The 23940-nt window shown below is 63.9% G+C and carries 17 protein-coding genes and 2 tRNA genes; 14 read left to right on the top strand and 5 right to left on the bottom strand.

Going from position 1 to position 23940, the window contains the following annotated elements; all coding sequences use genetic code 11:
- Positions 1-229 precede the first annotated feature (229 nt).
- From serA to metG, 4 genes are all read left to right on the top strand, one after another.
- A complete protein-coding gene (gene serA, locus LRQ04_RS17230; RefSeq protein WP_235521539.1) occupies positions 230-1825 on the top strand; it encodes a phosphoglycerate dehydrogenase in 1596 nt (531 codons plus the stop codon).
- Positions 1826-2037: 212 nt separating this feature from the next.
- Positions 2038-4848 (top strand): ABC transporter permease, encoded by a 2811-nt coding sequence (locus LRQ04_RS17225; protein ID WP_235521538.1) that lies wholly within the window; start codon positions 2038-2040, stop codon positions 4846-4848.
- A complete protein-coding gene (locus LRQ04_RS17220) occupies positions 4845-5600 on the top strand; it encodes an ABC transporter ATP-binding protein (RefSeq protein ID WP_235521537.1) in 756 nt (251 codons plus the stop codon). Before LRQ04_RS17225 ends, LRQ04_RS17220 begins: the two co-directional genes overlap by 4 nt.
- 34 nt (positions 5601-5634) lie before the next feature.
- Entirely contained in the window at positions 5635-7194 is a 1560-nt protein-coding gene (gene metG / locus LRQ04_RS17215) for a methionine--tRNA ligase (protein ID WP_235521536.1), read from the top strand.
- Between the two features lie 103 nt (positions 7195-7297).
- Here the strand turns inward: metG and LRQ04_RS17210 are convergent, their stop codons facing one another.
- From LRQ04_RS17210 to LRQ04_RS17195, 4 genes are all read right to left on the bottom strand, one after another.
- The gene (locus LRQ04_RS17210; protein ID WP_235521535.1) at positions 7298-9766 is read right to left on the bottom strand and encodes an ABC transporter permease; all 2469 of its coding nucleotides are present in this window, start codon (positions 9764-9766) and stop codon (positions 7298-7300) included.
- Between the two features lie 3 nt (positions 9767-9769).
- Positions 9770-10564, bottom strand: a complete 795-nt coding sequence (locus tag LRQ04_RS17205) for an ABC transporter ATP-binding protein (RefSeq protein ID WP_235521534.1) — start codon at positions 10562-10564, stop codon at positions 9770-9772.
- 108 nt (positions 10565-10672) lie between these two features.
- Positions 10673-11386, bottom strand: coding sequence for a response regulator transcription factor (locus LRQ04_RS17200; RefSeq protein WP_235521533.1), 714 nt, complete (start codon positions 11384-11386; stop codon positions 10673-10675).
- 4 nt (positions 11387-11390) lie between these two features.
- Positions 11391-12575, bottom strand: coding sequence for a sensor histidine kinase (locus LRQ04_RS17195; protein ID WP_235521532.1), 1185 nt, complete (start codon positions 12573-12575; stop codon positions 11391-11393).
- A gap of 125 nt (positions 12576-12700) precedes the next feature.
- Between LRQ04_RS17195 and LRQ04_RS17190 the strand changes: the two genes are divergently transcribed.
- The 10 genes from LRQ04_RS17190 (at position 12701) to LRQ04_RS17145 (ending at position 23357) form a co-directional block, all read left to right on the top strand.
- Entirely contained in the window at positions 12701-13753 is a 1053-nt protein-coding gene (locus tag LRQ04_RS17190) for a 3-isopropylmalate dehydrogenase (RefSeq protein ID WP_235521531.1), read from the top strand.
- A 117-nt stretch (positions 13754-13870) separates the two neighbouring features.
- A complete protein-coding gene (locus LRQ04_RS17185) occupies positions 13871-14983 on the top strand; it encodes a branched-chain amino acid aminotransferase (RefSeq protein WP_235521530.1) in 1113 nt (370 codons plus the stop codon).
- A 404-nt stretch (positions 14984-15387) separates the two neighbouring features.
- Positions 15388-16266: an MBL fold metallo-hydrolase gene (locus LRQ04_RS17180; protein WP_235521529.1), complete on the top strand. Its 879-nt coding sequence runs from the start codon at positions 15388-15390 to the stop codon at positions 16264-16266.
- 23 nt (positions 16267-16289) lie between these two features.
- Positions 16290-17066 (top strand): fumarylacetoacetate hydrolase family protein, encoded by a 777-nt coding sequence (locus tag LRQ04_RS17175; protein ID WP_235521528.1) that lies wholly within the window; start codon positions 16290-16292, stop codon positions 17064-17066.
- Between the two features lie 122 nt (positions 17067-17188).
- Positions 17189-18712 carry a glutamate--tRNA ligase gene (gene gltX / locus LRQ04_RS17170; RefSeq protein ID WP_235521527.1) on the top strand — a complete coding sequence of 508 codons (1524 nt, stop codon included), beginning with the start codon at positions 17189-17191 and terminating at the stop codon, positions 18710-18712.
- An 11-nt stretch (positions 18713-18723) separates the two neighbouring features.
- On the top strand, positions 18724-19452 hold the full coding sequence (locus LRQ04_RS17165; protein WP_235521526.1) for an HAD family hydrolase: 729 nt from the start codon (positions 18724-18726) through the stop codon (positions 19450-19452).
- Between the two features lie 136 nt (positions 19453-19588).
- Positions 19589-19660: transfer RNA gene (locus LRQ04_RS17160), tRNA-Gln, on the top strand.
- A gap of 127 nt (positions 19661-19787) precedes the next feature.
- Positions 19788-19860 (top strand) — tRNA-Glu (locus LRQ04_RS17155).
- 102 nt (positions 19861-19962) lie between these two features.
- Positions 19963-21741 (top strand): dynamin family protein, encoded by a 1779-nt coding sequence (locus LRQ04_RS17150; protein WP_374198975.1) that lies wholly within the window; start codon positions 19963-19965, stop codon positions 21739-21741.
- Positions 21738-23357, top strand: a complete 1620-nt coding sequence (locus LRQ04_RS17145) for a GTPase (protein ID WP_235521524.1) — start codon at positions 21738-21740, stop codon at positions 23355-23357. Before LRQ04_RS17150 ends, LRQ04_RS17145 begins: the two co-directional genes overlap by 4 nt.
- On the opposite strand, the gene LRQ04_RS17140 is transcribed toward LRQ04_RS17145, so the two are convergent.
- On the bottom strand, positions 23354-23890 hold the full coding sequence (locus tag LRQ04_RS17140) for a DUF1697 domain-containing protein (RefSeq protein ID WP_235521523.1): 537 nt from the start codon (positions 23888-23890) through the stop codon (positions 23354-23356). The genes LRQ04_RS17145 and LRQ04_RS17140 overlap by 4 nt on opposite strands.
- Positions 23891-23940 lie beyond the last annotated feature (50 nt).

Below are 23940 nucleotides of genomic sequence, written 5' to 3'. Positions count from 1 at the left end.
AACCGGGCGGGCGTCGTTGTTTCCTCACACTTTTTCCTTCCAGATACTCAGCAGCCTTGGCTGTGAACTTCTTCACAGCAACGGTCCGGCCGGCCGTAACATCCCTCCCCGGCACCGGAAACAGAGCCCGGATTCGATATTCTGGGCTGGTCCCGGTGCCGTGCCCGGGCCACGCATCCGCTCCTTGTCCAGTTCTGTCCCAAAGTTGTCCAAAGTAAGGTGCCACCCCGTGTCAGCCAGCAAACCCGTCGTCCTCCTCGCCGAGGAACTTTCGCCCGCCACCGTCGAGGCATTGGGCCCGGACTTTGAAATCCGCCAGACCGACGGCGCCGACCGTTCCCAGCTGCTGTCCGCAATCGCCGACGTCGACGCCATCCTGGTTCGCTCGGCCACCCAGGTGGATGCCGAAGCGATCGCCGCTGCCAAGAACCTCAAGATCATCGCCCGTGCCGGCGTTGGACTGGATAACGTGGACATCAAGTCCGCAACACAGGCCGGCGTCATGGTGGTTAATGCCCCGACGTCGAACATCGTCTCGGCCGCTGAGCTTACTGTGGGCCACATCCTCAGCCTGGCCCGCCACATTCCTCAGGCCAGCGCGGCGTTGAAGAACGGCGAGTGGAAGCGTTCCAAGTACACCGGGATCGAACTCTTCGAGAAGAAGATCGGCATCATTGGCCTCGGACGTATTGGTGCCTTGGTCGCGGCACGTCTTCAGGGCTTCGAGACCGAGATCCTCGCGTACGACCCCTACATCACCTCGGCGCGCGCAGCCCAGCTCGGCGTCAAGCTGGTCACCCTGGATGAACTTTTGGAAAACGCCGACTTCATCACCATCCACATGCCCAAGACACCCGAGACGGTGGGGATGCTGGGAGCGGATGCGTTCGCGAAGATGAAGGAATCGGCGTACGTCATCAACGTTGCCCGCGGTGGCTTGGTGGATGAGGAAGCCCTCTACACCGCACTGAAGGAAGGCCAGATCGCTGGTGCCGGCGTGGACGTCTTCGTCAAGGAGCCGAGCACCGACCTGCCGTTCTTCGAGCTCGACAACGTGGTGGTTACTCCGCACCTTGGAGCATCAACGGATGAGGCACAGGAAAAGGCCGGCGTTTCCGTGGCCAAGTCCGTGCGCCTTGCCCTGGCCGGCGAGCTCGTGCCGGACGCCGTGAACGTCGCCGGGGGAGTCATTGCACCGGATGTCCGTCCGGGCATTCCGCTGATCGAAAAGCTGGGCCGCATTTTCACAGCCCTGACCCATGCTTCCCTCACGCAGATCGACGTTGAAGTGGCAGGCGAGATCGCTGCGCTTGACGTCAAGGTCCTTGAACTCGCTGCCCTGAAGGGCGTTTTTGCTGATGTGGTCACCGAGCAGGTTTCCTACGTCAACGCTCCTGTCATCGCGGAGCAGCGCGGCATCAACACCCGCCTCATCACCACACCGGACGCTGAGGACTACCGCAATGTCCTGACGATCCGCGGAGCCCTCAGCGATGGGTCGCAGATCTCTGTTGCCGGAACCCTGACGGGCCCCAAGCAGGTGGAGAAGCTCGTGGGCGTCAACGGATACGACGTTGAAATTCCCATCAGCGAACACCTGGTGGTAGTGGCATACGCCGACCGCCCGGGCGTTATCGGCACCATTGGGCACATCCTGGGCATGAATAACATCAACATCGGCGGCATGCAGGTTGCCCGCCAGACCGAGGGCGGGCAGGTCCTTGCCCTCCTGACCATCGACAGCTCCGTTCCGCAGCAGGTCCTGGAAGCCATCAAGGCCGGTATCGGTGCAGACATGGTCCGGGAAGTGGACCTGGAGGACTAGGACTGATCCGTATCAGCTGATGTTCGCGTGCCTGCGACACACCCTAAGGCACGCAGGAGTGGCCGGTCTGCTTACAATGGCTGGGTCCGGGATTCGGACCCGGCAGCAGGCCGGCCACAAACTTTTTGCACATACAGCCCGGTGTTTCCCGCGTTTTTCGCAAAATGCCGGACCATGTGTGCGCGCCCGCAATCAAGGTCTCAGGGAGCCCAATGAACGCCGTCCAAAGGTTCATCAGAAGCCGTGTGCTGCTGCTGACCGCGGCCATTTTGATCGTCGCCATGTGTTTGTCCGTCCTAGTTCAGAGCCAGTCACAGGCAGCCCTGAACCGTACAGTGGACGAGAACTCGCGGGGACTCTACGACATCCTGGTCCAGGCAAAGCCTGATCAGTCCCGGAACGGGGACGGCGGTGCATTGATCCAGCCGGAGATTGCCAATGGTCAGGGCGGCATCAGCTTTGATCAACTGGACAAGATCCGCGGCATGGGCCAGACGGCCGTAGCGGCTCCCATCAGCCTGGTCTCGCGCGTATCCCAGAACCTCGAAGCCCCCCGGCTTAACGCGATGGACTACCTGGGATACAACGCCGGCCTTGCCGGCGCTATCACTGCGGGCGACCCCTCTGCCATGGATTCAAGCAAATGGCCTGCGGCCGAGTCCGTGCTGTCCGATTCACCGAAGAAGTACCGCCTGACAGCATCGGCAACCAGCTCGGACGGAGTCAACCAGCAGACCCTTTTCAAGACCAGTGCCGAGGGCACCCTGGGTAAGGGCCGCTTGGTGCAGGAGCAGGCAGCTGGCGGCAGCAACGTCCGGATCGCCGGTCCTGAGGGGGAGACCGGCGTCAAGTTCCCGGCCCCGGCCCTCGGGTCCGAGCACAACCTGTTCAACCTTTCTGTCGCGCTTCCCCTGGCGCCTGAGGTGACTGAGTCCGTCGTCGCCGTCGATCCTGCTGCCGAAAGGGCCCTGCTGGGCTCAGCGGGCGACTTCCTGGCGCCGCTTGAAAAGGCACCCCCGGCCGATGCCCGCGACGCGGGAGCCATCGGCCGCCACTTTGAGAGCCTCTTCACCACAGGCCTGAGCATGCAACAGCTCGAGGAGGGCCCCGATTTCCTGGGCGTCAAGCTCAAGTACTGGGCACCGCTCATGACGCAGTACCAGCAAGCCAAGCGCGATGGCCTGCTGACGAACGACTCCAAGGCGATCCCGCTGATCGTGCGCACGGGTACTTCCCTGGACCTGCAGTACTCGGTCAAGATCGAGGAAATTGACGCAAGCGGCAAGGTCGTCAAGGACGTCGGCACGGTCACCCGTTCTTTGGACAAGGACTACCTCCCGTTCGTTTCCAAGTCCCCGTTTGCCCTGGAGTGGCCCGGTTCCACCGACCACAGCCAACTGCTTGGCAGCACGGCCTCGTTCAGCCAGGGTTTGTACAACCCGGCCACGTGGAGCACCGCTTTCGCAGCTGCGCCGAAGTACAAGGACGGCGAGGACGCCGCCAACGGCGCTTCGGACAAGAGCGCCACGCCGGGGGACTGGGTCACTGTGAACCGCTTGCCGGAGAAGTCCTCCTTCGGTGCGCCGGTGGACCAGACCCAGCGCAAGCCGGTCGACGAACGGTCGTACCGGGAAGACCTCGAAACGGGCAAGAAGCCCGCTGCCCCCTTGCCCATGGTTTACGGCACCTTTGATCCGGCCGCCGTCCAAGCAGCAGCCGGTGACGTCAACAAGCTGCCTTTGGGTGGCTACGACCCCGCGCCGATGACACTGAGCAAGGACGCCAACGGCAAGGACGTCCAAGGCACGGCCCTGAAGCCTTCCTTGAGCGCTACAGGCCTGGTCAGCCAGTCTGCCGGCGCCATCACTGACTACTACGGCCTTGCCGCTGCCCGCGGTTACGATTCCAACGCCAACGTGATCGACGCCGTCCGCGTCCGTGCCAACGCCGCGGGCAACTGGAAGACAGCCCAGCCCGAGGTTGAGAAGCTGGCCACCCAGATCCGCGAACTCGGCCTCGAAGCCACCGTGGTGGCTGGATCCGCCCGCGAAGACGCCAACATCTTTGTTCCCGGCTACAGCAAGGACGACGCCGGCAAGGAGTCGCCCCTGGGCACCGTCCAGCAGTCGTGGGTACGCCAGGATGCTGCAGATGCAGTCTCCGGGTCTCTGACGGGAACCAACATCACCCTCCTGTTCCTGACCCTGTTGGGCGCCACGCTCCTGACCGGTGCCTCGACGGTGAGCTACATACGCCAGCGGAGAAGCGAGGCCGGCATCCTGCGGGCCATGGGTTGGACCCAGAAGCGGATCCGGTCCTGGGTCCTTGAAGAGTTCGCCGTGGGTGCCGCTGCACTGACGGTGGCCGGAGTGGTGCTCAGTCTCCTCAGCTGGAACATTGCCACCGTGATCGTCTCGGCGACCATGCTGGTCATCTACATCGGAGCGGCCTTGTTGGCCGCCCAGCAGTTGCGCCACCGCGTCGTGGTTGACCAGGAACCGCAGCATGATGAACGCCTGGTTACCGTGGATTCCCCGTTGACGTTCGCCAACAGGCAGCTCACCACCAACAGGTTCAACTCCATCTCGCTGGCTGTCGCCGTTGGGGTCTTCGGTGCCGCAGTAGGTGCCTTGATCGCCCTGTTGATCGACATTCCCCGTGCGGCAGGGGCCAGCGCGCTGAGTGGCCTTGCGGCTGCCAGCATTGCGGCTCCCAGCGTGATCCTCGCCGTCTTTGGCGTGGTGGTTGGGCTTCTCCTGACGCTTGTCACCGGCCGCTTTGAGCTCCATGCCAAGCGTGAGTACCTGGGCACACTGCGTGCCATGGGCTGGAACCCGGACATGCTGGGACAGGTCCGCTTCTTCGAAAATGCACTGGTGGGCACCGTGGCTCTTCCTTTGGGCGTCCTTGGCGCACTGGGATTGGGTCTGCTCCTTGCCCCCTACGCGGCCCTTTGGGCCGGCCTGGCCGGGTTGCTGGCCGTTATTTGCTGGATTCCGATCGCAACGAAAGTAGTCAAATGACCGAGACTCCCAACCCCGAGCTGGCGGCCACCCCGGAATCCCCCGAAGAGTCGCTGCAGACCCGCGCCAACACGATCGTGCGGGCAGCGGACCACGCCACGCCCCTGGAACTGAGCCGCGTCACCATCCACTACGGTGGCGACAAAGGCGGAGCCGAGGAAGTCGACGTCGTCGACGACTTCAACCTGACGCTGCACGCCGGTGAGATGCACTGCATCGCCGGCCGAAGCGGTTCCGGCAAGACCAGCATCCTGACGGTCAGCGCCGGACTGACGCTGCCGACGTCGGGCAAGGTCTTCTGGGAAGGCGTCCCCCTGGACACGATGGGCGACGACGAAATTGCCGACCGTCGTCGTGCCCTCATCGGTTACGTGGACCAGGGCGGCGCCCTGATCGATGGCATGAGCGCCTTGGAGAACGTCCTGCTTCCTGCCGTTCCTGACGGCGAGGTGGAACAGCGCACGGAAATGGCCAAGGACCTTTTGGACCTGGTGGGACTTGGCCGCCGAATGCGGCACCGTCCGGCCCAGCTCTCGGGTGGTGAGCGCCAGCGCGTGGCCATTGCACGCGCACTGATCCTGGGCACCCGGGTCCTGGTGGTGGACGAGCCCACAGCCAGCCTCGACCGTGCCGCGGCCAACCGCATCATCGGAATCCTGAAGGACACCACCAGCGACGGTATCGCCGTCATGGTGGCTTCCCACGACCACGAGTTGGTACGCCTCAGCGATACGCTGACCGAACTTAACTAAGCTCTTTCATCCGAAATAAAGGTAACTTTTTAGAGTGACGTCTCCAGAGAAATCCCCGTTCTACATCACCACCGCAATCAGCTACCCCAACGGCGTGCCGCACATCGGCCACGCCTATGAGGTCATTGCGACCGATGCCATGGCGCGCTTCAAGCGGCTTGATGGTCATGAAGTCTTCTTCATGACCGGAACGGACGAGCACGGGCTCAAAATGCAGCAGTCCGCGGAGAAGGAAGGCATCACTGCCAAGCAGCTCGCGGACCGGAACTCGGCGGCGTTCAAGCAGATGAGCCAGGACCTGGGCATCTCCCATGACCGCTTCATCCGCACCACGGACCAGGACCACTACGCCGCATCGCAGGCCATCTGGAAGAAGATGGAAGCCAACGGCGACATCTACCTGTCCAAGTACGAGGGCTGGTATTCGGTCCGCGACGAGGCGTACTACGTCGAGGACGACACCGTGGTCAAGGAGGACGGCCTCCGTTACTCCAAGGAGACAGACACGCTTGTGACCTGGACGGCTGAGGAAAGCTACTTCTTCCGGCTCTCCAACTACCAGGACAAGCTCCTGGAGCTCTACGGCGAGCAGCCGGAGTTCGGTGCTCCCCAGTCCCGTTTCAACGAGGTCATCAGCTTCGTCAAACGCGGCCTCGAAGACCTGTCCATCAGCCGCACCACCTTCGACTGGGGTGTTCCGGTCCCGGGCGACGAGAAGCACGTCATGTATGTCTGGGTGGACGCCCTGACCAACTACCTCACGGGTGTGGGGTACCCCGACGTCGAGTCTGAACAGTTCAGGAAGTTCTGGCCAGCCGATGTTCACGTGATCGGCAAGGACATTTCGCGGTTCCACGCCATTTACTGGCCTGCCTTCCTGATGAGCGCAGGGCTTGAATTGCCCAAGCGCGTCATGATCCACGGCTTCCTGACCAACAACGGTGTCAAGATGTCCAAGTCCTTGGGCAACGTTGTGGCACCGCAGGATTTCGTGGCGCAGTACGGCCTTGACCAGTGCCGTTACTTCTTCCTGCGCGAAGTTCCGTTCGGCGCTGACGGCAATTACAACCACGAAGCGATCGTGGGCCGGATGAACTCCGACCTCGCCAACAACTTCGGAAACCTGGCCCAGCGTTCGTTGTCCATGGTGGCAAAGAACTGCGAAGGCAAGGTACCCACGCCCGGTGCGTTCACCGACGAGGACAACGCCCTGCTGGCCCGGGCCGGTGGACTGTTGGACATCGCGCGTTCTGCGTTCGAAAAGCAGGAATTCAGCCGCGCCCTTGAAGCTATTTGGGCTGTGCTCGGTGATACCAACGCCTACTTCGCAGAGCAGGCCCCCTGGGTGCTGCGCAAAACAGACGTGGAACGGATGAACACGGTCCTTTACGTCACGTTGGAAGTGGTCCGAATCGTGGCGATCCTGGCCCAACCCGTGATGCCGTCGTCGTCGGCCAAGCTCCTTGAGGTTCTCGGACAGCCGGAAGGTGACGCGCGCCAGTTTGCTGCGATCGCCACGCCGATTGTCGCTGGCACTGAACTGCCGGCACCTGCCCCTGTCTTCCCGCGCTTCGAGGAACCCGCAGAGGCCTAGCTCTCAAACCATCCCCATCAGCGCAACGCTCCCGCATTTCCACCGGCAGGACCGGAGAAAATGCGGGAGCGTTCGGCTTTAAGCGCTATTTGGTGATGGAGCGTCAGGCAGTGGCGAGTCCTTCCACCGGCGACAGACGCGCGGCTCGACGGGCCGGAATCACCGACGCGAGGAGACCGGCCACCACAGCCACGCCAAAGACTGCCAGCAGCTGGAGCCATGGCACGGCGGGAACCACCGTCGCCATGCCGCCGAGGGTAGCCTGCGCGCCGAGCCAGCCATAGACAATGCCCATGCCTGCGCCCAGGAGGGCTGACACTCCCGCCACCAGCGCAGCTTCGATGGCCAGCATCCCGCGGAGTTGGCCTTTGGTCAGCCCCAGGGCACGGAGCAGCGAGTTTTCGCGGGTCCGTTCAAGAACCGAGAGCGACAGGGTATTGGCCACGCCGATCAAGGCAATGACCACGGCCACGCCCAGCAGCCCTGTGACCACGAGCAGCAGGACATCGATGATGCTGTTGAACGTCACACGTTCGATCGCTGCGCCGCTGACTGTGCGTTCCTGCACGCCGAGGGCCGACGCGATCTCCTTCTGGATGGCCTGGACCCGGTCCGCCGGGACGGAGTCGTCCAACTTCACCCACACCATGCCAGGGGTCTCCGGGAGCGCCGCTGAGGTGATGCTGCTTGCGTTGACGAAGGCAGGGACGTTCCGGGTGCGCAGGACCTTTGCGTCGAGTGAAACATCGCCGGAGGTCGTGCCGATACTTGCGCGCCCGGCGGCGGAGTCTTCGGGCAGGTACAGCACGCCTGGCGCCGGCTTCAGGTTGGCATCGCGCAGCACCGATCCTGCGTCAGCTCCAGGGAGGGCGTACACGGTCTGTCCGCCATCGGGGGTGGACGCGTCCTTCAAGGTTCCCACGGCCTGCAGCAGGACCGCCGCGCTGACGCCGTCGAAGGTTTTGATCCGGGCCACCGCCTGGGAAGGGTCTGCTGTGCCGTCCACGGACGTTGGGGCAGAGAGGTCAACAGGGTAGTTCTCTGCCAGGGTGTCGTTGAACGCCTGCCGGGACGTTGCAGCGCCCGTCATCATGAGGGACACCAAGGTCACGCCAATCAGCAGGGCCGCGGCCGTCGCGGACGTACGCGCCGGGTTGCGGGTGGCATTGACGGCGGCAAGCTTGCCGGGCACGCCGGCCGGTGCCGCGAGCCGGCCTGCCAAGGCGACCACAGAGGGGATGAAAAGGGAGGAGCAGAGCAGGATGCCCACGAACGATGCGGCGCCACCCAGCAAGGCAACGGGCAACGACACGTCTACGCTGCCGTAGACCAGCAGGCCGGCACCACCAAGAAAGGCCAGCAGCCCGATGAGGAGCCGGAGCTTGCCACGCCGGTTCCGGACGGACGCGTCATCGGCGGGACGCAAGGCGGCAAGAGGCGCGACGGCGGTTGCCGCCTTGGCCGGAACCAGCGCCGCAACGACGGTCAACAAGGTGCCTGCCACCAGTCCGGCAACAATGGCCGACGGCGGGACTGCCAAGGTCGCGAAAGCCTGCTCCGGTTGGGACTTGGCCCAGGCGATCAGCGCCGACATCAGGCCAGTGGCGGCAACGACACCCAGCACTGAGGAAACGAACCCGACCACGAGGGCCTCAAGCATGACAGAGCCGCGGATCTGGGAACGCCCGGCGCCCAGACAACGCAGCAGGGCCAATTCCCGGGTCCGTTGGGCCACCAGCACAGAGAACGTATTGGCTACCACCAAGGTTGAAACAAGGATGGCCACCCCGGCGAAGGCGAGCAGGACCACCGTCAACTGGTCCTGCCCGGCGCTGAGCATCGCGACCGTTGAGGTGACCTTCTCCTGGGCCGTTTCAACGACGGGCGACACCACCCCGGCAGCGTCCATTCGGCGGGAGATGTAATCCTTCGCCGCGGACACGTCCTCGCCCGGTTTCAGTGCGAACTGCAAGCCCGTATACCCGGCTCCGGCGTCTTGCACCGCGTTGAGTACCGACTCGGAGGCAAGCAGTTGGGCTGCCGAAGAAGAGAAGGGGTCATTTGTGGCCTGCGTCAGCCCGGTAATGGTCACCTTGGCGTTCTTGACCGGACCGGCCCCGTGCAATTCCAGGGTGCTGCCGACGGTAAGACCCAGGTGCTCTGCGGTCTTGACATCCACGGCCGCTTCCAAAGGCTGCGAGGGCATGGACCCCGATGAAAGGACAGCGCCCTCCAAGGAAGCAGGGGCAGCATTCCGGAGCCGGCCGAATTGCTCACCCCCGCCGGCCTGGAAGGTCACATACGTCGACCGTTCCGCGTAGCTCTCAGCCACAGCGGGCGAAGAAGCAGCAGCGTCCACGGCGGCCTGGGTGAAAGGTTCGCCGTTCTTGGACGTCGCCACGAGGTCCGCTTTACGGTAGGCCTCGCCAATACTCGCACCCAAGGACGCGTTGGTGCTTGCGCCCACCATGAGGGTGGCAGCGAGGAACATCACCGACAACATCACGGCAAGGCCGATCGCCACGAAGCGCCGGTAATGCGTAGTCAGTTGGGACAGTGCAACGCGCAACATGCCTTACGCCCCCAGCTTGCCAAGGGCCGCCAGGACAGAATCTGCCGTGGGATCGTGGATTTCCCCCACCAGGCCGCCGTCGCTCATCAGCACCACACGGTCCGCGTAGCTTGCAGCCACGGGATCATGGGTCACCATGATGATGGTCTGGCCCATTTCCTGGCTGCTCCGGCGAAGCAGAGCAAGAACTTCGCCGCCGGCCTTCGAGTCCAGGTTGCCAGTAGGTTCGTCACCGAACACGACGTCGGGACGGGTCAACAGTGCCCGGGCTACTGCCACGCGTTGCTGCTGGCCCCCGGAGAGCTCATGTGGACGGTGCTTCAGGCGATCCTTCAGTCCAAGCGTGCTGACAACGGTATCCAGCCATCCGGCGTCGGCCGTTGTACCCGCCAACGCAAGCGGAAGCGTGATGTTCTGCTCGGCTGTCAAAGTAGGCACCAGATTGAAAGCCTGGAAGACAAAGCCAATCCGTTCCCGCCTCAGTGCCGTGAGCTGGCGGTCGTTGAGGCCGGTCAGCTCCGTGCCACCCAGGACAATGCGCCCGGAATCCGCCGAGTCCAGGCCCGCCAGGCAATGCATGAGGGTGGACTTGCCGGATCCGGAGGGGCCCATGATGGCCGTGAACTTCCCGGCGTCGAAACTCACGGACACCTTGTTCAGGGCCGTAACGCTTGTATCGGCGCGTCCGTAGCTTTTGGTCAGCTCAAATGCTTCGACGGCGGGACGGGCTTGGGCGGCATCCGATCCCTGCGGCGGGTTCGTTCCTGAAGGGTGGGGGAGAGGCGTGAATGTTGTCATGGTTCCACGCTAGGTTTCGGTGCACCCTTGCCGGATCGGGCCGGGGACCGATTCCCGGGGACACCAACTCATACCGTGGTCTGAGCCTGGCAGGAACCCGGGATGAGGCTAGGCCCCAGGCGCAACCACACCGGTCTCATACGCGATGACCACAACCTGGACGCGGTCCCTGGCGCCGAGCTTTGCCAGGATGTGCCCAACATGCGTTTTCACAGTGGCCTCGGATAAGAACAAGCCCGCCGCGATCTCCGGATTCGACTGCCCCTGGGCGATCAGCTGGAACACTTCGCGCTCGCGGGCGGTGAGGCTCTCGACGGCCGCGGCGTGCTCGCTCTGCTCAGGCGTCTGCGTTCTCAAAAGGGGCGCCACATGGTCCAGCAATCGACGGGTGGTGGACGGTGCGATCACGGCGTCACCACGGTACACGGTGCGGATCGCCTCCAGGAGCTCTTCGGGCGGGGCATCCTTGAGCAGGAACCCGCTCGCGCCGGCCTGGATGGCAGCCAAGGCGTACTCATCAAGATCGAAGGTGGTGAGCACCACGATCTTGACCTCTGCGCGCTGCGATCCCGCGGGTTGGGCTGCTGCCTGCTCAAGGATGCGCCGGGTTGCTTCAATGCCGTCCATCCCGGGCATGCGGACATCCATGAGGACGACGTCGGCCGCTGTGGCCCCTAGAGCCTGCACGGCTTCGATGCCGTTCGCCGCTTCGGCCACGACTTCCAGATCCGGCTGGGAGTTGATCAGCATGCCAAATCCGGAGCGGACCAGGTGTTGGTCATCAACCAGGGCAACCCGGATGGGCGCAGGAACATCGGACATGGTTTTAGGCCTCCGAATAGGGGATGAATGCGGATACGCGGAAACCGCCGCCCTGTTCCGGGCCTGCAGTCAAGGAACCATCGTAGAGGGACACGCGCTCGCCCATGCCACGGAGCCCGTTGCCGCCACCTGCCGTCGGCGGATCAGCGGCGGCGCCACGGCCGTCGTCGAGGATGTCCAGCTGCAGGCCCCTGGCCTGCCACGTCAAGGTGACTCCCGCCGTCGCTTTCGGCCCGGCGTGCTTCATGACGTTGGTGAGGGCCTCCTGAATGATGCGGTAGGCGGTCAGCTCCGCTCCTGCGGGAAGCGCCCTGCGGGGAACACCGCTTTGGTCGAAGGACACCTGCAGTGTCGCGGCGCGGAAACCCAGGAGGAGCTCGTCAAGGTCCGAAAGCCGGGGCTGCGGGCGGGTGGGGGAGTCGTCGTCGGAACGGAGGACTCCCAGCAGGCGTCGCATTTCGCCCAGGGAATCTCTGCCTGTGGCGGCGATGGTGGCCAGCGCTTCGGTGGCGAGCTCGGGCTTCGCAGCGGCCGCGTAGCGTGCTCCGTCCGCCTGGGTGATAATCACGGACAACGAGTGGGCCACGATGTCGTGCATTTCCCGTGCGATGTGGGATCGTTCGTCAGCTGCCGCCAGCTGGCGTTCCTGCTGCTGTTCAACTTCAAGGCGCCGTGTGCGGTCCTCCAGTGCCTGTAGTTGGAGCCGTCGAACGCGGGTGAGGTCACCCAGCGTCCAACTCACCAGCACCAGCATCCAAATCAGGACCGTATAGAGGGCGCCGATGGTCAGGCCCATGATGCCCGACTCCGCAGTGCTGGAGAACTCGCGTGTGGTCAGCATGATGCCGCCGACCATCCCTGCGAGCAGCACTGTCCGACTTGCCCAGGCAGGTCCGTAAGCGGCGGTGGCGTAAATGACGAGCGGAACCGCGATTTGGCCCGCCACGGGTTCCGCGCCCACGGCCCACTGGACCAGGCACACAAGGATGACGACGACGGCCGCCGTGGCGGGGCGGGTGCGTCGCCACGCGAGGGGCAACAGGAGGCTGCAGGAAAGCAGGGCGAGCCAGGGGTGGCCGGCCAGGAGATAGACCGGCCCAAAGAGGAGGATCAGAAGCGACGTGGCCGTCAGGTCCACTTTGAAGCGGTTGACCCGGAACCAGTCGTATATTGCATGCCGTCTATCCACGCATACGACTCTATGCGGAGCCGGAGTGTCAGGGCATCATGCCGTGGTCTGAACCCAGCGCTACGGGGTGTTCGAAGAGTGAGACGATTTTGACCAGCATGTGGATTGCTTGGCTAGATAGACGTATGAGTGCAACGTCCATCAATCTCGCTGTCATCCCTGGCGACGGCATTGGCCCCGAGGTCATCGCCGAAGCCGTCAAGGTCCTCGAAAAGGCCGTCGCCGCCGAAGGCGTCACCCTCGAACAGACCCACTACAAGCTTGGTGCCCAGCACTGGCTTGAGACTGGCGAGACCCTCCCGGACGAGGTCCTGGCCGACCTGCGCACCCGTGATGCCATTCTATTCGGCGCCGTGGGAGCTGCTCCCGGCGATACCCGTATCCCGTCGGGCATCATCGAACGGGAGATGCTGCTCAAGCTCCGCTTCAGCCTCGACCACTACGTGAACCTGCGCCCGTCCCGGCTGTACGGAACCGTCGGCAGCCCCTTGGCAAACCCAGGCACCATTGACTTCGTCGTGGTCCGTGAGGGTACCGAGGGTCCCTACGTGGGCAACGGTGGAACCTTGCGTGGCGGCACTCCGCACGAAGTTGCTACCGAAGTTTCCCTGAACACAGCACACGGCGTGGAGCGAGTTGTCCGCGACGCCTTCCGCCGCGCCAACGAGCGTCCGCGCAAGCACGTCACGCTCGTCCACAAGCACAACGTGCTCGTCTTCGCCGGACACCTGTGGAAGCGGACCGTCGAGGCAGTGGCCAAGGAATTCCCTGAGGTCACCCACGACTACCTGCACATCGACGCCGCCACTATCTTCATGGTGACCGAGCCCTCCCGCTTCGACGTCATCGTCACCGACAACCTCTTCGGCGACATCCTCACCGACCTCGCGGCAGCCGTTACCGGCGGCATTGGCTTGGCGGCATCGGGCAACATCAACATGGACCGCACAGCACCGTCCATGTTCGAACCCGTCCACGGCTCCGCTCCGGATATCGCCGGACAGCAGAAAGCCGACCCCACCGCGGCCATCCTCTCCGCAGTGCTCCTCCTGGACCACCTTGGCTACACCACGGCGGCCCGCAAGATTGAAGCGGCAGTAGTCGCCGACGTCGAAAGCCGCACCGGCGAGCCGCGCAGCACAGCTGCCGTTGGCGACGCCATTGCGGCCGCACTTTAGGCCCAAATCTCAGGCGTAAGCTTGTCTTGAATTATTTACCTGCTTCCCTGGTCCATCGCTGAACCACACCCTTCGGGGCCGCGTTCGCCCTGCCAGGTAGCTGACTGTGGAGGAAACATGACTCAGACTGCCCATGGCGTCGAATTCAGCCAGCAGCTTTCGGAAACACCGAAGTCTGCTGAGGAGCGTGCAGCCATCCTGGCGAACCCGGGATTCGGCGACTACTTCACCGACCACACCGCCGTCGTCGACTACAAAGTCGACGCCGATGGCAATGGCGGTTGGCAGAACGCCCGGATCGAGCCCTACGGACCGATTTCCCTTGATCCGTCGGCTGCGGTCCTGCACTACGGCCAGGAAATCTTCGAGGGCCTCAAGGCATACCGCCACGCTGACGGCTCGGTCTGGACCTTCCGTCCGGAAGCCAACGCCGCCCGCCTCAACAAGTCGGCCCGCCGGCTCGCCCTTCCCGAATTGCCGGAAGAGTACTTCCTCGGAGCGATCCGTGAACTCGTCCAGGCGGACCAGGAATGGGTTCCCTCCGGCGACGGCGAGGCCCTGTACCTGCGTCCGTTCATGATCGCCACCGAGGCTTTCCTTGGCGTCCGTGCTGCGCGCGAGGTCTCCTTCCGCGTCATTGCTTCTCCCGCCGGTAACTACTTCGGTGGCGAACTCAAGCCGGTCTCCATCTGGATCTCCCGTGAATACGCCCGTGCGGGCCGCGGCGGGACCGGAGCGGCCAAGTGCGGCGGTAACTATGCAGCGTCCTTGATCGCCCAGCAGGAAGCCGAAGCGAACGGTTGCAAGCAGGTCCTCTTCCTGGACCACTTCAACGACGACGCCGTGGAAGAACTCGGCGGCATGAACGTCTTCTTCGTGATGAAGGACGGCTCACTTGTCACCCCGGCACTGAGCGGAACCATCCTTGAAGGCGTCACCCGCATGTCCGTCATCCAGGTGGCGAAGGACATGGGCCGCGAAGTCAGCGAGCGCAAGATCACGCTGGATGAATGGCGCGATGGCGTTGCCTCCGGCGAGATCATCGAGGTGTTCGCCTGCGGTACCGCTGCGGTGATCACCCCCATCGGTGTCCTCAAGGACGCCACCGAGTTCATCGGTGCCGAGGACGCCAAGGCCGGCGAGACCACCATGGCCATCCGCGAGCAGCTCCTCGGCATCCAGACCGGAACCGTCGAGGACACCCACGGCTGGCTCACCCGCCTGGTCTAGCCTTCGGAACGTCCCGAAACACCACCGCACGACGGCGGCCCTTCCCCTGATAATCAGGCGGAAGGGCCGCCGTCGTGCTTCCCGCACGCTTGATCCAAACGCTCGGGCACATCCCACCCGATTCCCGTGGACGCTCTCTCACTTCCCACCCGCTTCCCCGGAACGCTCTCTCAGGTCCCGCCTGCTTCTCTCACGTCCCGCCTGCTTCCCGGGAAGCTCTCTTACCTTCAGTGTGCAAGGGGCCAAAGTTGCCACAAACCGTAGGCGTCGAATATCGCCGTCGAGCATACTTCGGCTGTCCTGAAAGTGAGTGAGGGTTGGGGTGACGGGGGTGGGATGTGAGTGAGGGTCGGGCGGAAGGGGGTGGGATGTGAGTGAGGGTTGGGAAGTGCCAAGATGGACTGGTGACTTCTGAATCAATGGCGACTTCCGGCAACTCACCTTCCGGCAACTCACCCTCCAGCAGCTCGACAACCGACGACCCCACACCAGGCAGCGCACCCCAGGGCGGCGGCTCGTCTTCTCTGCAGCGCAGCAGCGGATTGACGCGATTCCGGCTGGCCCCCAACCCGGGTCCGATGAGCTTGGATGGCACCAACTCGTATGTCATTGGTGCATCCGGTTCCGCCCGTGTTGCCGTGGTGGACCCGGGACCCGAGGACGAGCAGCACCTGGCCGAGCTGGCGGCGGCAGGAGGTGTCGACGTCGTACTCATCACGCACCGGCACGCGGACCATACTGAAGCTTCAGCGCGATTCCACCAACTGACCGGCGCACCTGTGCGTGCCTTCCTGCCCGAGTATTGCCATGGTGGAGAACCGCTCGCCGACGGCGAAGTGCTGACAATTGGCGGCGTTGAAATCCGCGTCATCGCTACGCCCGGCCACACCTCCGACTCGGTGTGCTTCCATCTCCCCGCTGATGGCCCTCATGGTTCGGTCCTCACTGGCGACACCATCCTGGGCCGTGGCACCACTGTGCTGGACTATCCGGACGGCAGGCTGGGGGACTACCTGGCCAGTTTGGTTCGGCTGGAGGCGCTCGGGCCCGCGACACTCCTCCCGGCACATGGCCCCATGCTCCCTGCCCTGGACGAGAAGTGCCGGGAGTATCGCAATCACCGTGAGCAGCGGCTGGACCAGATCAGGACAGCCCTTGACCGCCTTGGCCAAGACGCGTCCATCGCGGCAGTCACCGACGCCGTGTATCCAGACGTCGACCCCTCAGTCAGGTGGGCGGCCGAGACGTCCGTGGCTGCCCAGTTGGATTACCTGCGAAGCTGAGCCGGGACGGTAGGCTTGGGCCCATGCGTATCGCCCGGTTTGTAGTTGATTCTGATCCCCTTTACGGCGTTGTTGAAGGCGAGGCCGGCAGTGAGGAAATCACTGTCATCAACGGCGACCCCTTCTTCAATGGCGTCGAACGTACCCACGTAAAGCACAAGCTTGAGGACGTGCGGCTCCTCGCCCCGATCATTCCGCGCAGCAAAGTGATCGGTGTTGGCCGGAACTTCGCTGAGCATGCCGCGGAACTTGGCAACGAAGTTCCCCAGCAGCCGCTGCTGTTCCTCAAGCCCAACACGTCCGTGATCGGCCCGAATGACCCCATCATCCTTCCTGAGTTCTCGGAGGAAGTTTCCTTCGAAGCTGAGCTGTGCGTTGTCATCGGCCGCATCTGCAAGGACGTTCCCGAAGAGCGTGCGGATGACGTGATCTTCGGCTACACCTGCGGCAACGACCTCACTGCCCGCGACGTCCAGAAGACGGACCTTCAGTGGGCACGCGCCAAGGGCTTTGACACCTCTGCGCCGCTTGGGCCGTGGATCGAGACAGAGCTGGATCACGAAGACCTGTCCATCCAGGGGCGCCTCAATGGTGAACTCCGCCAGGACGGCAGCACCAACCAGATGATCCGCGGCGTACGCGAGCTCGTCTCCATCGTCTCGCACGCCTTCACCCTGCTTCCGGGCGACGTCATCATGACCGGCACCCCGGCCGGCGTCGGCCTGGTCAGTGAAGGCGACCGTTTCGAAGTGGAGATCGAAGGCATCGGCCGCCTCTCCAACCCGGTGGTCCGACGCTAGGCATTCAGTCAAAGCCAGACCACGACGGCGGCACCCGCCTTTCGCACGAAAGGCGGGTGCCGCCGTCGAGCCTTTAGGGCCGGGAAACCCAGGCTGCGCCAAGCGGTAAAGTTGGAACCACTATGACTACTGCTTCTGCGTCCAACGCTGCCCCCAGCGTCATCCCTGCCGTCAATGCCGAGACTCCGGTCCGCGTCCGCTTCTGCCCGTCACCGACCGGAACTCCGCATGTTGGCTTGATTCGGACGGCCCTGTTCAACTGGGCCTACGCACGCCACACCGGCGGCAAGCTGATCTTCCGCATCGAGGACACCGACTCTGCCCGCGACAGCGAAGAGAGCTACCACCAGTTGCTGGATGCCCTCAAGTGGCTCGGCATCAACTGGGATGAAGGCGTCGAGGTCGGCGGACCGCACGAACCGTACCGGCAGTCCCAGCGCGGCGACATCTACCAGGACGTCATCGCCAAGCTCAAGGCCGGGGGACACGTATATGAGTCCTACTCCACCCCGGAGGAGATCGAAGCCCGCCACAAGGCAGCCGGCCGCGACCCCAAGCTCGGCTACGACGGCTTTGACCGCCACCTGACGGAGGAGCAGCTCGCCCAGTTCAAGGCTGAAGGCCGGGAGGCTGTCCTGCGCCTGCGCATGCCGGACGAGGACCTGACTTTCAACGACCTGGTCAGGGGGGAAATTACTTTCAAGGCCGGCTCGGTCCCTGACTTTGCAGTGGTCCGCGCCAACGGAGCCCCGCTCTACACCTTGGTCAACCCGGTGGACGATGCCCTGATGGGGATCACCCACGTCCTGCGCGGAGAGGACCTGCTGAGCTCTACTCCGCGCCAGATTGCGCTGTACCGGGCGCTCTACGCCATTGGGGTTGCGGAGTACATGCCGGAGTTCGGGCACCTTCCATACGTTATGGGCCAGGGCAACAAGAAGCTCTCCAAGCGCGATCCCGAGTCGAGCCTGTTCCTGCACCGCGAGCGTGGCTTCATCCCGGAAGGCTTGCTCAACTACTTGTCGCTGCTCGGTTGGTCCCTGAGCGCGGATGAGGACATCTTCACCGTGGAGCAGCTCGTTGCCAACTTCGACATCCATGATGTCCTTGGCAACCCGGCCCGCTTCGACATCAAGAAGGCCGAAGCCATCAACGGAACCCACGTGCGCATGCTCGCTCCGGAAGACTTCAAGCAGCGGCTGGTTCCCTACCTCCGCGCCGCCGGATTCGTTGGTGAAATCCTCACCCCCCGCCAGGAGGAGATCCTCGCAGAGGCAGCTCCCTTGGTCCAGGAACGGATCACCCTCCTGGGCGAGGCTCCGGAAATGCTGGCTTTCCTGTTCAAGGCTGATGACGCGATCGACGTCGCGGACGACGCCCGGAAGGGTCTGCCCCAGAACCTGGAGGAAGTCCTTGATGCGGCCCTGGCGGCACTGGAGCCCATTACCGACTGGACTGCCGAGAACATCCAGGCTGCGCTCAAGCAGGCCCTTGTCGAGGACCTGGGCATCAAGCCCCGCGCCGCGTTCGGCCCGGTGCGCACGGCCATCTCCGGTCGTCGCATTTCCCCGCCGCTGTTCGAGTCCATGGTGATCCTGGGGAAGGATTCCTCACTGGCCCGCGTCCGCGCTTTCCGCGGCCAGTAACGGCGAACGTCATGGCGATAGCAAGCACTTTTGGCACTATCCGTGGTGTCCTGTTCGATATTGATGACACCCTGGTGGACCTTGAGTACGCCATGACGACGGCGTTGCGCGATGTCAGCGAACATCTCCTGCCCGGCCTGGACCAGGCCGGGTGGGCGAAGTTCGGACGCATCTTCACGCACGAAACCACGCATTTCTATGACCGCTACCTGGCAGGGGAGCTGACGTTCAACGAGCAGCGGCTGCTCCGCGGCAGGGCTGCCCTGGGCCACTTTGGCGTGGAACTGGGGGACGGCGAGGAGTCACAGGCATGGGTGGCCGAGTATCACCAGCGCCAGACGTCATACGTGCGGGCTTTCGACGACGTTGAAGAAGTCCTGGACGCCCTGGATGCAGCGGGGATTCCCTACGGTGCGGTCAGTAACAACGTCCACGACTACCAGCGCGCGAAGCTGGACAGTGCCGGTTTGGCCAGGATCGCGACACTGGTGGGAACGGACACCGTTGGCGTGCCCAAGCCGGACCCTGCCATATACCTCGAAGGTGTACGCCTACTGGGGACTTCGCCGGCGGAGACCCTCTACGTTGGCGATAACCGACTTCTCGATGCGGACGGAGCAACCGCGGCGGGGCTGGTAGGCGTGTGGTTGAACAGGACCGGGGAAGTGGTGGAGGAGTTCACCGGACGACAGGTGGATTCCCTGACCCGCCTGCTGATGACGGCTCCGACGGCAGCCTGAGATCCGTGTGATGCAGGTAACGGCTTTACGATTTGTGCAGGTGGCGAGACTCCGGTAGAGTCATTACTCGTGCTGAGGGGCACGGAGGGAAAAGCCAAGGGAAACCGCGGTGAGAACTCCGGTCCAAAAGTCACTTTGGGATATGGTGTAATTGGCAACACTACGGTTTCTGGTACCGTCATTCTAGGTTCGAGTCCTGGTATCCCAGCTCTGAAAATCCGCGTGAATACGCGGAAAATCGGAACCTTCCACTTCGCTGAAGCGATTTGGAGCGGAGCTGAAAGTATGAAATACTCATTCAGCTTGATCGCCGGAAACGGTGATAAAAAGTGCAAGGCCCCATCGTATAGCGGCCTAGTACGCCGCCCTCTCACGGCGGTAACGCGGGTTCGAATCCCGCTGGGGTCACAGTCGAATCCCCCGGAACTTCACGGTTCCGGGGGATTTCTTTTTGCCCGGGCGCCTGCCCCGAGCGTTCTATAGTGATCGGGCTGGCATGATGATGCTGTGATCGCAAACCAAGACCCATCAGCATCCGGGGCCAGTCCAGTTCCCAGGGGAGCGGCGGCCGCCGTCGAAACCCTGGAAGCCGCACGCGCCGAACTCGCGGCCACCACCTTGCCGCTGGCGGTGCCTGAGGCGCAGGAAGCCCGCCAGTGGATCCGTGAGTCGCTGGCCCAGCTCGACGATTACGTCATTCCCCGATACCGGAGCCTGGACGCACCGCTGCTGGCCGTCGTCGGCGGTTCAACCGGAGCCGGTAAATCCACCTTGGTCAACGCGCTGGTCGGCTTTCCGGTGACGCGCGCCGGGGCCATCCGGCCCACGACGCGCCAGCCCATCCTGTTGCACCACCCGCAGGACGCCGAGTGGTTCGAAGGGAACCGCATCCTGCCAAACCTGCACCGGATCCGCGGCACGGTGTCGGCAAACCCTGTGCCGGCCAACCAAGCAGGAGCTGCCCCTGACGCCCAGGCGATCACGTCGCTGGTACTGGTGGGCCATGACAACGTGCCCCAAGGCATCGCACTGCTGGACGCGCCCGACGTCGACTCCATCTCCGATGACAACCGCAGGCTGGCCGGGCAGCTCCTGGCCGCTGCGGACCTTTGGGTGTTTGTCACCACCGCAAACCGATACGCCGACGCCGTCCCCTGGCGTCTGCTTCTGGATGCGGCTTCACGGGACATCACCGTCGCTGTGGTGCTGGACCGGGTACCGGCCGCCGCCGAGGATGAGGTGAGGGCCGATCTGCAGGCGATGCTTGACCGGCAGGGCCTTGGCGAAGCGAAGCTCTTCGTGGTTCCGGAGAGCGAGCTGGACGCGCTTGGCATGCTGCCCCACGAGGCGGTGGTCCCGTTGCGTCAATGGCTGGGCGCCTTGGCTGCCAACGCAGCAGGACGTGCTGACGTCGCCCGCCGCACACTCAACGGAGCCGTCAAGGCGGTGAGTACCCGCCTGAACGGCATAGCCGGCGCAGCGGCAGCGCAGGACACCGTGGCGCACGAGCTGGAGGAAAGTTGCGTGGAGGAATATGAGCTGGCACTTTCGCGCATTCTCGCCGCTACCAAAGACGGAGCGCTCCTGCGGGGTGAAGTCCTGGCACGCTGGCAGGACTTTGTGGGCACGGGTGAGTTCTTCAGGACCCTCGAGCAAAACATAGGTCGCATGCGCGACCGCATGGGGGCCTTCTTCCGGGGCGAACCCGCCCCCGCCGTGAAGGTGGAGACGGCCATCGAAACCGGGCTGCAGGCAGTGATCCTGGACGAGGCTGCCAACGCCGCGGAGAACGTGGACAGGCGATGGCGTTCGGATCCCGCGGGGCGCCAGCTGCTGGGCCCCGATGACCTGTCCGGCACCAGCGAAGGATTCGATGCCAGGTCTGCCGCCGCCATCCGCGCGTGGCAGGAAGGCCTCATGGAGATGATTCGGACGCAGGGACAGGGCAAGCGGACCCAGGCGCGTTGGCTGTCTTTCGGCATCAACGGGCTGGGTGCCGCGCTCATGGTGGTGGTGTTTTCGATGACCGCCGGATTGACAGGCCTTGAGATCGGGATCGCGGGTGGAACGGCAGTAGTGGGGCAGAAACTCTTGGAAGCTGTGTTTGGGGAGGATGCGGTCAGGCGCTTGGCGCAACAGGCCACGGAAGACCTGCACACACAATGTCAACGGCTCCTGGACGATGAAAAGCAACGCTTCCTGGGCCGCCTTGAAGCAGCGCATCCACGGTCCGGCAACGACCTCGCCCGGCACGCCACCGCACTTCGCCGCATGGCGGAAGCCGCATGAGCCGCCACAGCCAGGTCCGTGAATCCTCCCGCCTGCAGCGCAGGCTTGAATCGCTCAACGAAGCCCGGGAACTTGCCGAAGGAGTGCTTCCTGACGAAGAGCTTCAATCGGTTTACGACGTCCTGGAGCGGGCAGCGTCCCGGCGTTCGTTATCAGCAGGACACACGGTGGTGGGCTTTTTTGGTGCCACAGGCAGCGGCAAGTCCTCGTTGTTCAACGCAGTCTCCGGCAGTGACCTGGCGACAGCGACAGCGCGGCGTCCCACGACCTCAGAGCCTTTGGCAGGGGTTTGGGGAGAAGAGGGCAGCGGACCACTCCTGGACTGGTTGGACGTCAAGGAGCGCCACACCCTGCCACCGGTGGCCGGGCTTGCGGACGAAGATACAGGCCTGGTCCTCCTCGACCTGCCGGACTTCGACTCCACCCGCGCAGAGAACAGGGAGATCGCCCAGCGCATGGTGGGCATGGTGGACGTTCTGGTGTGGGTCCTTGATCCCCAGAAGTATGCAGACGCGGCGGTCCATAATGATTTCCTGAGGCCCATGGCCTCCCATGGCGCCGTCACGCTGGTGGTCCTGAACCAGGTGGACAGACTCAGCCCCACGGACGCCTCCGCCGTCCTGCAGTCCTTGGAAGGCATCCTGGCCCGCGATGGCCTGGGTAAGGTGCGCGTGCTCAGTGCCTCCGCACTGACGGGCGACGGCGTAACGGCCGTCCGCGCTGCGATCAGGAACGTCGTGGTCCAGCGGGAGGCAACGACGCAACGTCTGGCGGCCGACGTCGCCAAGGCGGCCACGGAACTGGCCAGAGCCTCCGGAGAGGGCGAAGCGCGCGGGATCAAGGCAAATGCCAAGGCGCGGCTCGCGTCGGATTTGGCTGCCGCAGCTAACGTGCCCGTTGTGGTGGACGCGGTCCAGCGCTCGTTCATGAGGGAGTCGGCCCGGAGGACAGGGTGGCCCGTGACGCGGTGGCTGCTGCGCTTCCGACCGGACCCCTTGCGCCGGCTGAACCTGGGCCGGGGTGATACTAAGCCGGAGCTGAGCCGGACCTCCCTTCCTCCGGCAGGCGCGCCCGAGCGGGCGCGGACGGATGCCGCTGTCCGGGACTTCGTGGATGACGCCTCCACAGGTGCTCCGGGACCGTGGCGCGCCGCTATCCGCGCTGTCGCCAGGGACGGCCGCGAACAACTGCCCGATGCCCTGGACCAGGCCATCGCCGGAACCGACCTGAAGACCACCAAGAGGCCTGTGTGGTGGGCGATGTTCAACGCCCTGCAATGGTTGGCATTTGTGGTGGCTGTGGGTGGACTTGGCTGGCTCGGAGTCCTGGCCGCGCTGGGTTACTTCCAGATGCCGGTGCCGGACGTTCCGCGAACGGAGGGCTGGCCCTGGCCCACTTTGATGGTGGCCGGGGGAGTGGCGTTAGGAATCCTCTTGGCGATTGTTGGCCGCTTCCTGGGTGGCTGGGCAGCTAAGTTACGGGCTTCCGGAGCTGCGAAAAGGTTGAAGGTGTCCGTGGCCGCAGTGGCCGAGAAGCGGATCGTTGAGCCCGTCGAGGTGGAGATGACACGCCTGAAGGCCTTTAACGCGGCGTTGAAGGATGCCCGTTCGACCTAGAGTGCTGCCGCCGCGTCCCTGACTTTGATCAGGGTCCGCAGGTTCCGGGTGGTGGTGCTGGCTTTATAGCGCGCTTTCGAAGAGAGCTTGCTGAAAGGGCTGTCCAGCGTGCCGCCCGCGGGCGCCAACCAGGCGGACGCTTCGGGGCCAAGCCGTACTTGTTCAACGCCGTCCAGTGCCTGGCCTGCGTCGAAAAGTTCGTCGAGCATGGCGGTATCGGATGCCAGTGTCACATAACTGTGGGTGGACTTGTCGTCGGCAGGGTAGGGACAAGCCTCGACGAGTTCGGCAACCCGCTCGGCGGAGAGAACCACCACCCAGGCGTCGTAGGCGAAGGCATCCCTGAGGCACTTCTCGAATTGGTCCTTGACATCCTTGGCGCTGAGTTCGGTTTGCAGCACGACGTTTCCGCTGGCCAGTAACGTCTTGACCTTGGTGAACGGGTAGTCCTGGAGCGCATTCTTGAGGTCGGCCATTTTGATGTTGATCCCGCCGACGTTGATGCCCCGGAGGAATATCGCGTAGTTGTTCATGCCGGGCTCCCGTCCGGAGGGGTGGATGCTGGAACAGCGTAGAGCAGTGG

Origin of the sequence: Paenarthrobacter sp. AR 02 (assembly GCF_021538675.1) — a bacterium.
Lineage (GTDB): Bacteria > Actinomycetota > Actinomycetes > Actinomycetales > Micrococcaceae > Arthrobacter.
This window is presented reverse-complemented; position numbering and strand designations above follow the sequence as displayed.

Coding starts and splice junctions, on each gene's coding strand:
- LRQ04_RS17225 (WP_235521538.1), top strand. CDS start 2,038: ATGAACGCCGTCCAAAGGTTCATCAGAAGCCGTGTGCTGCTGCTGACC.
- LRQ04_RS17220 (WP_235521537.1), top strand. CDS start 4,845: ATGACCGAGACTCCCAACCCCGAGCTGGCGGCCACCCCGGAATCCCCC.
- LRQ04_RS17210 (WP_235521535.1), bottom strand. CDS start 9,766: ATGTTGCGCGTTGCACTGTCCCAACTGACTACGCATTACCGGCGCTTC.
- LRQ04_RS17205 (WP_235521534.1), bottom strand. CDS start 10,564: ATGACAACATTCACGCCTCTCCCCCACCCTTCAGGAACGAACCCGCCG.
- LRQ04_RS17200 (WP_235521533.1), bottom strand. CDS start 11,386: ATGTCCGATGTTCCTGCGCCCATCCGGGTTGCCCTGGTTGATGACCAA.
- LRQ04_RS17190 (WP_235521531.1), top strand. CDS start 12,701: ATGAGTGCAACGTCCATCAATCTCGCTGTCATCCCTGGCGACGGCATT.
- LRQ04_RS17185 (WP_235521530.1), top strand. CDS start 13,871: ATGACTCAGACTGCCCATGGCGTCGAATTCAGCCAGCAGCTTTCGGAA.
- LRQ04_RS17175 (WP_235521528.1), top strand. CDS start 16,290: ATGCGTATCGCCCGGTTTGTAGTTGATTCTGATCCCCTTTACGGCGTT.
- gltX (WP_235521527.1), top strand. CDS start 17,189: ATGACTACTGCTTCTGCGTCCAACGCTGCCCCCAGCGTCATCCCTGCC.
- LRQ04_RS17165 (WP_235521526.1), top strand. CDS start 18,724: ATGGCGATAGCAAGCACTTTTGGCACTATCCGTGGTGTCCTGTTCGAT.
- LRQ04_RS17145 (WP_235521524.1), top strand. CDS start 21,738: ATGAGCCGCCACAGCCAGGTCCGTGAATCCTCCCGCCTGCAGCGCAGG.
- LRQ04_RS17140 (WP_235521523.1), bottom strand. CDS start 23,890: ATGAACAACTACGCGATATTCCTCCGGGGCATCAACGTCGGCGGGATC.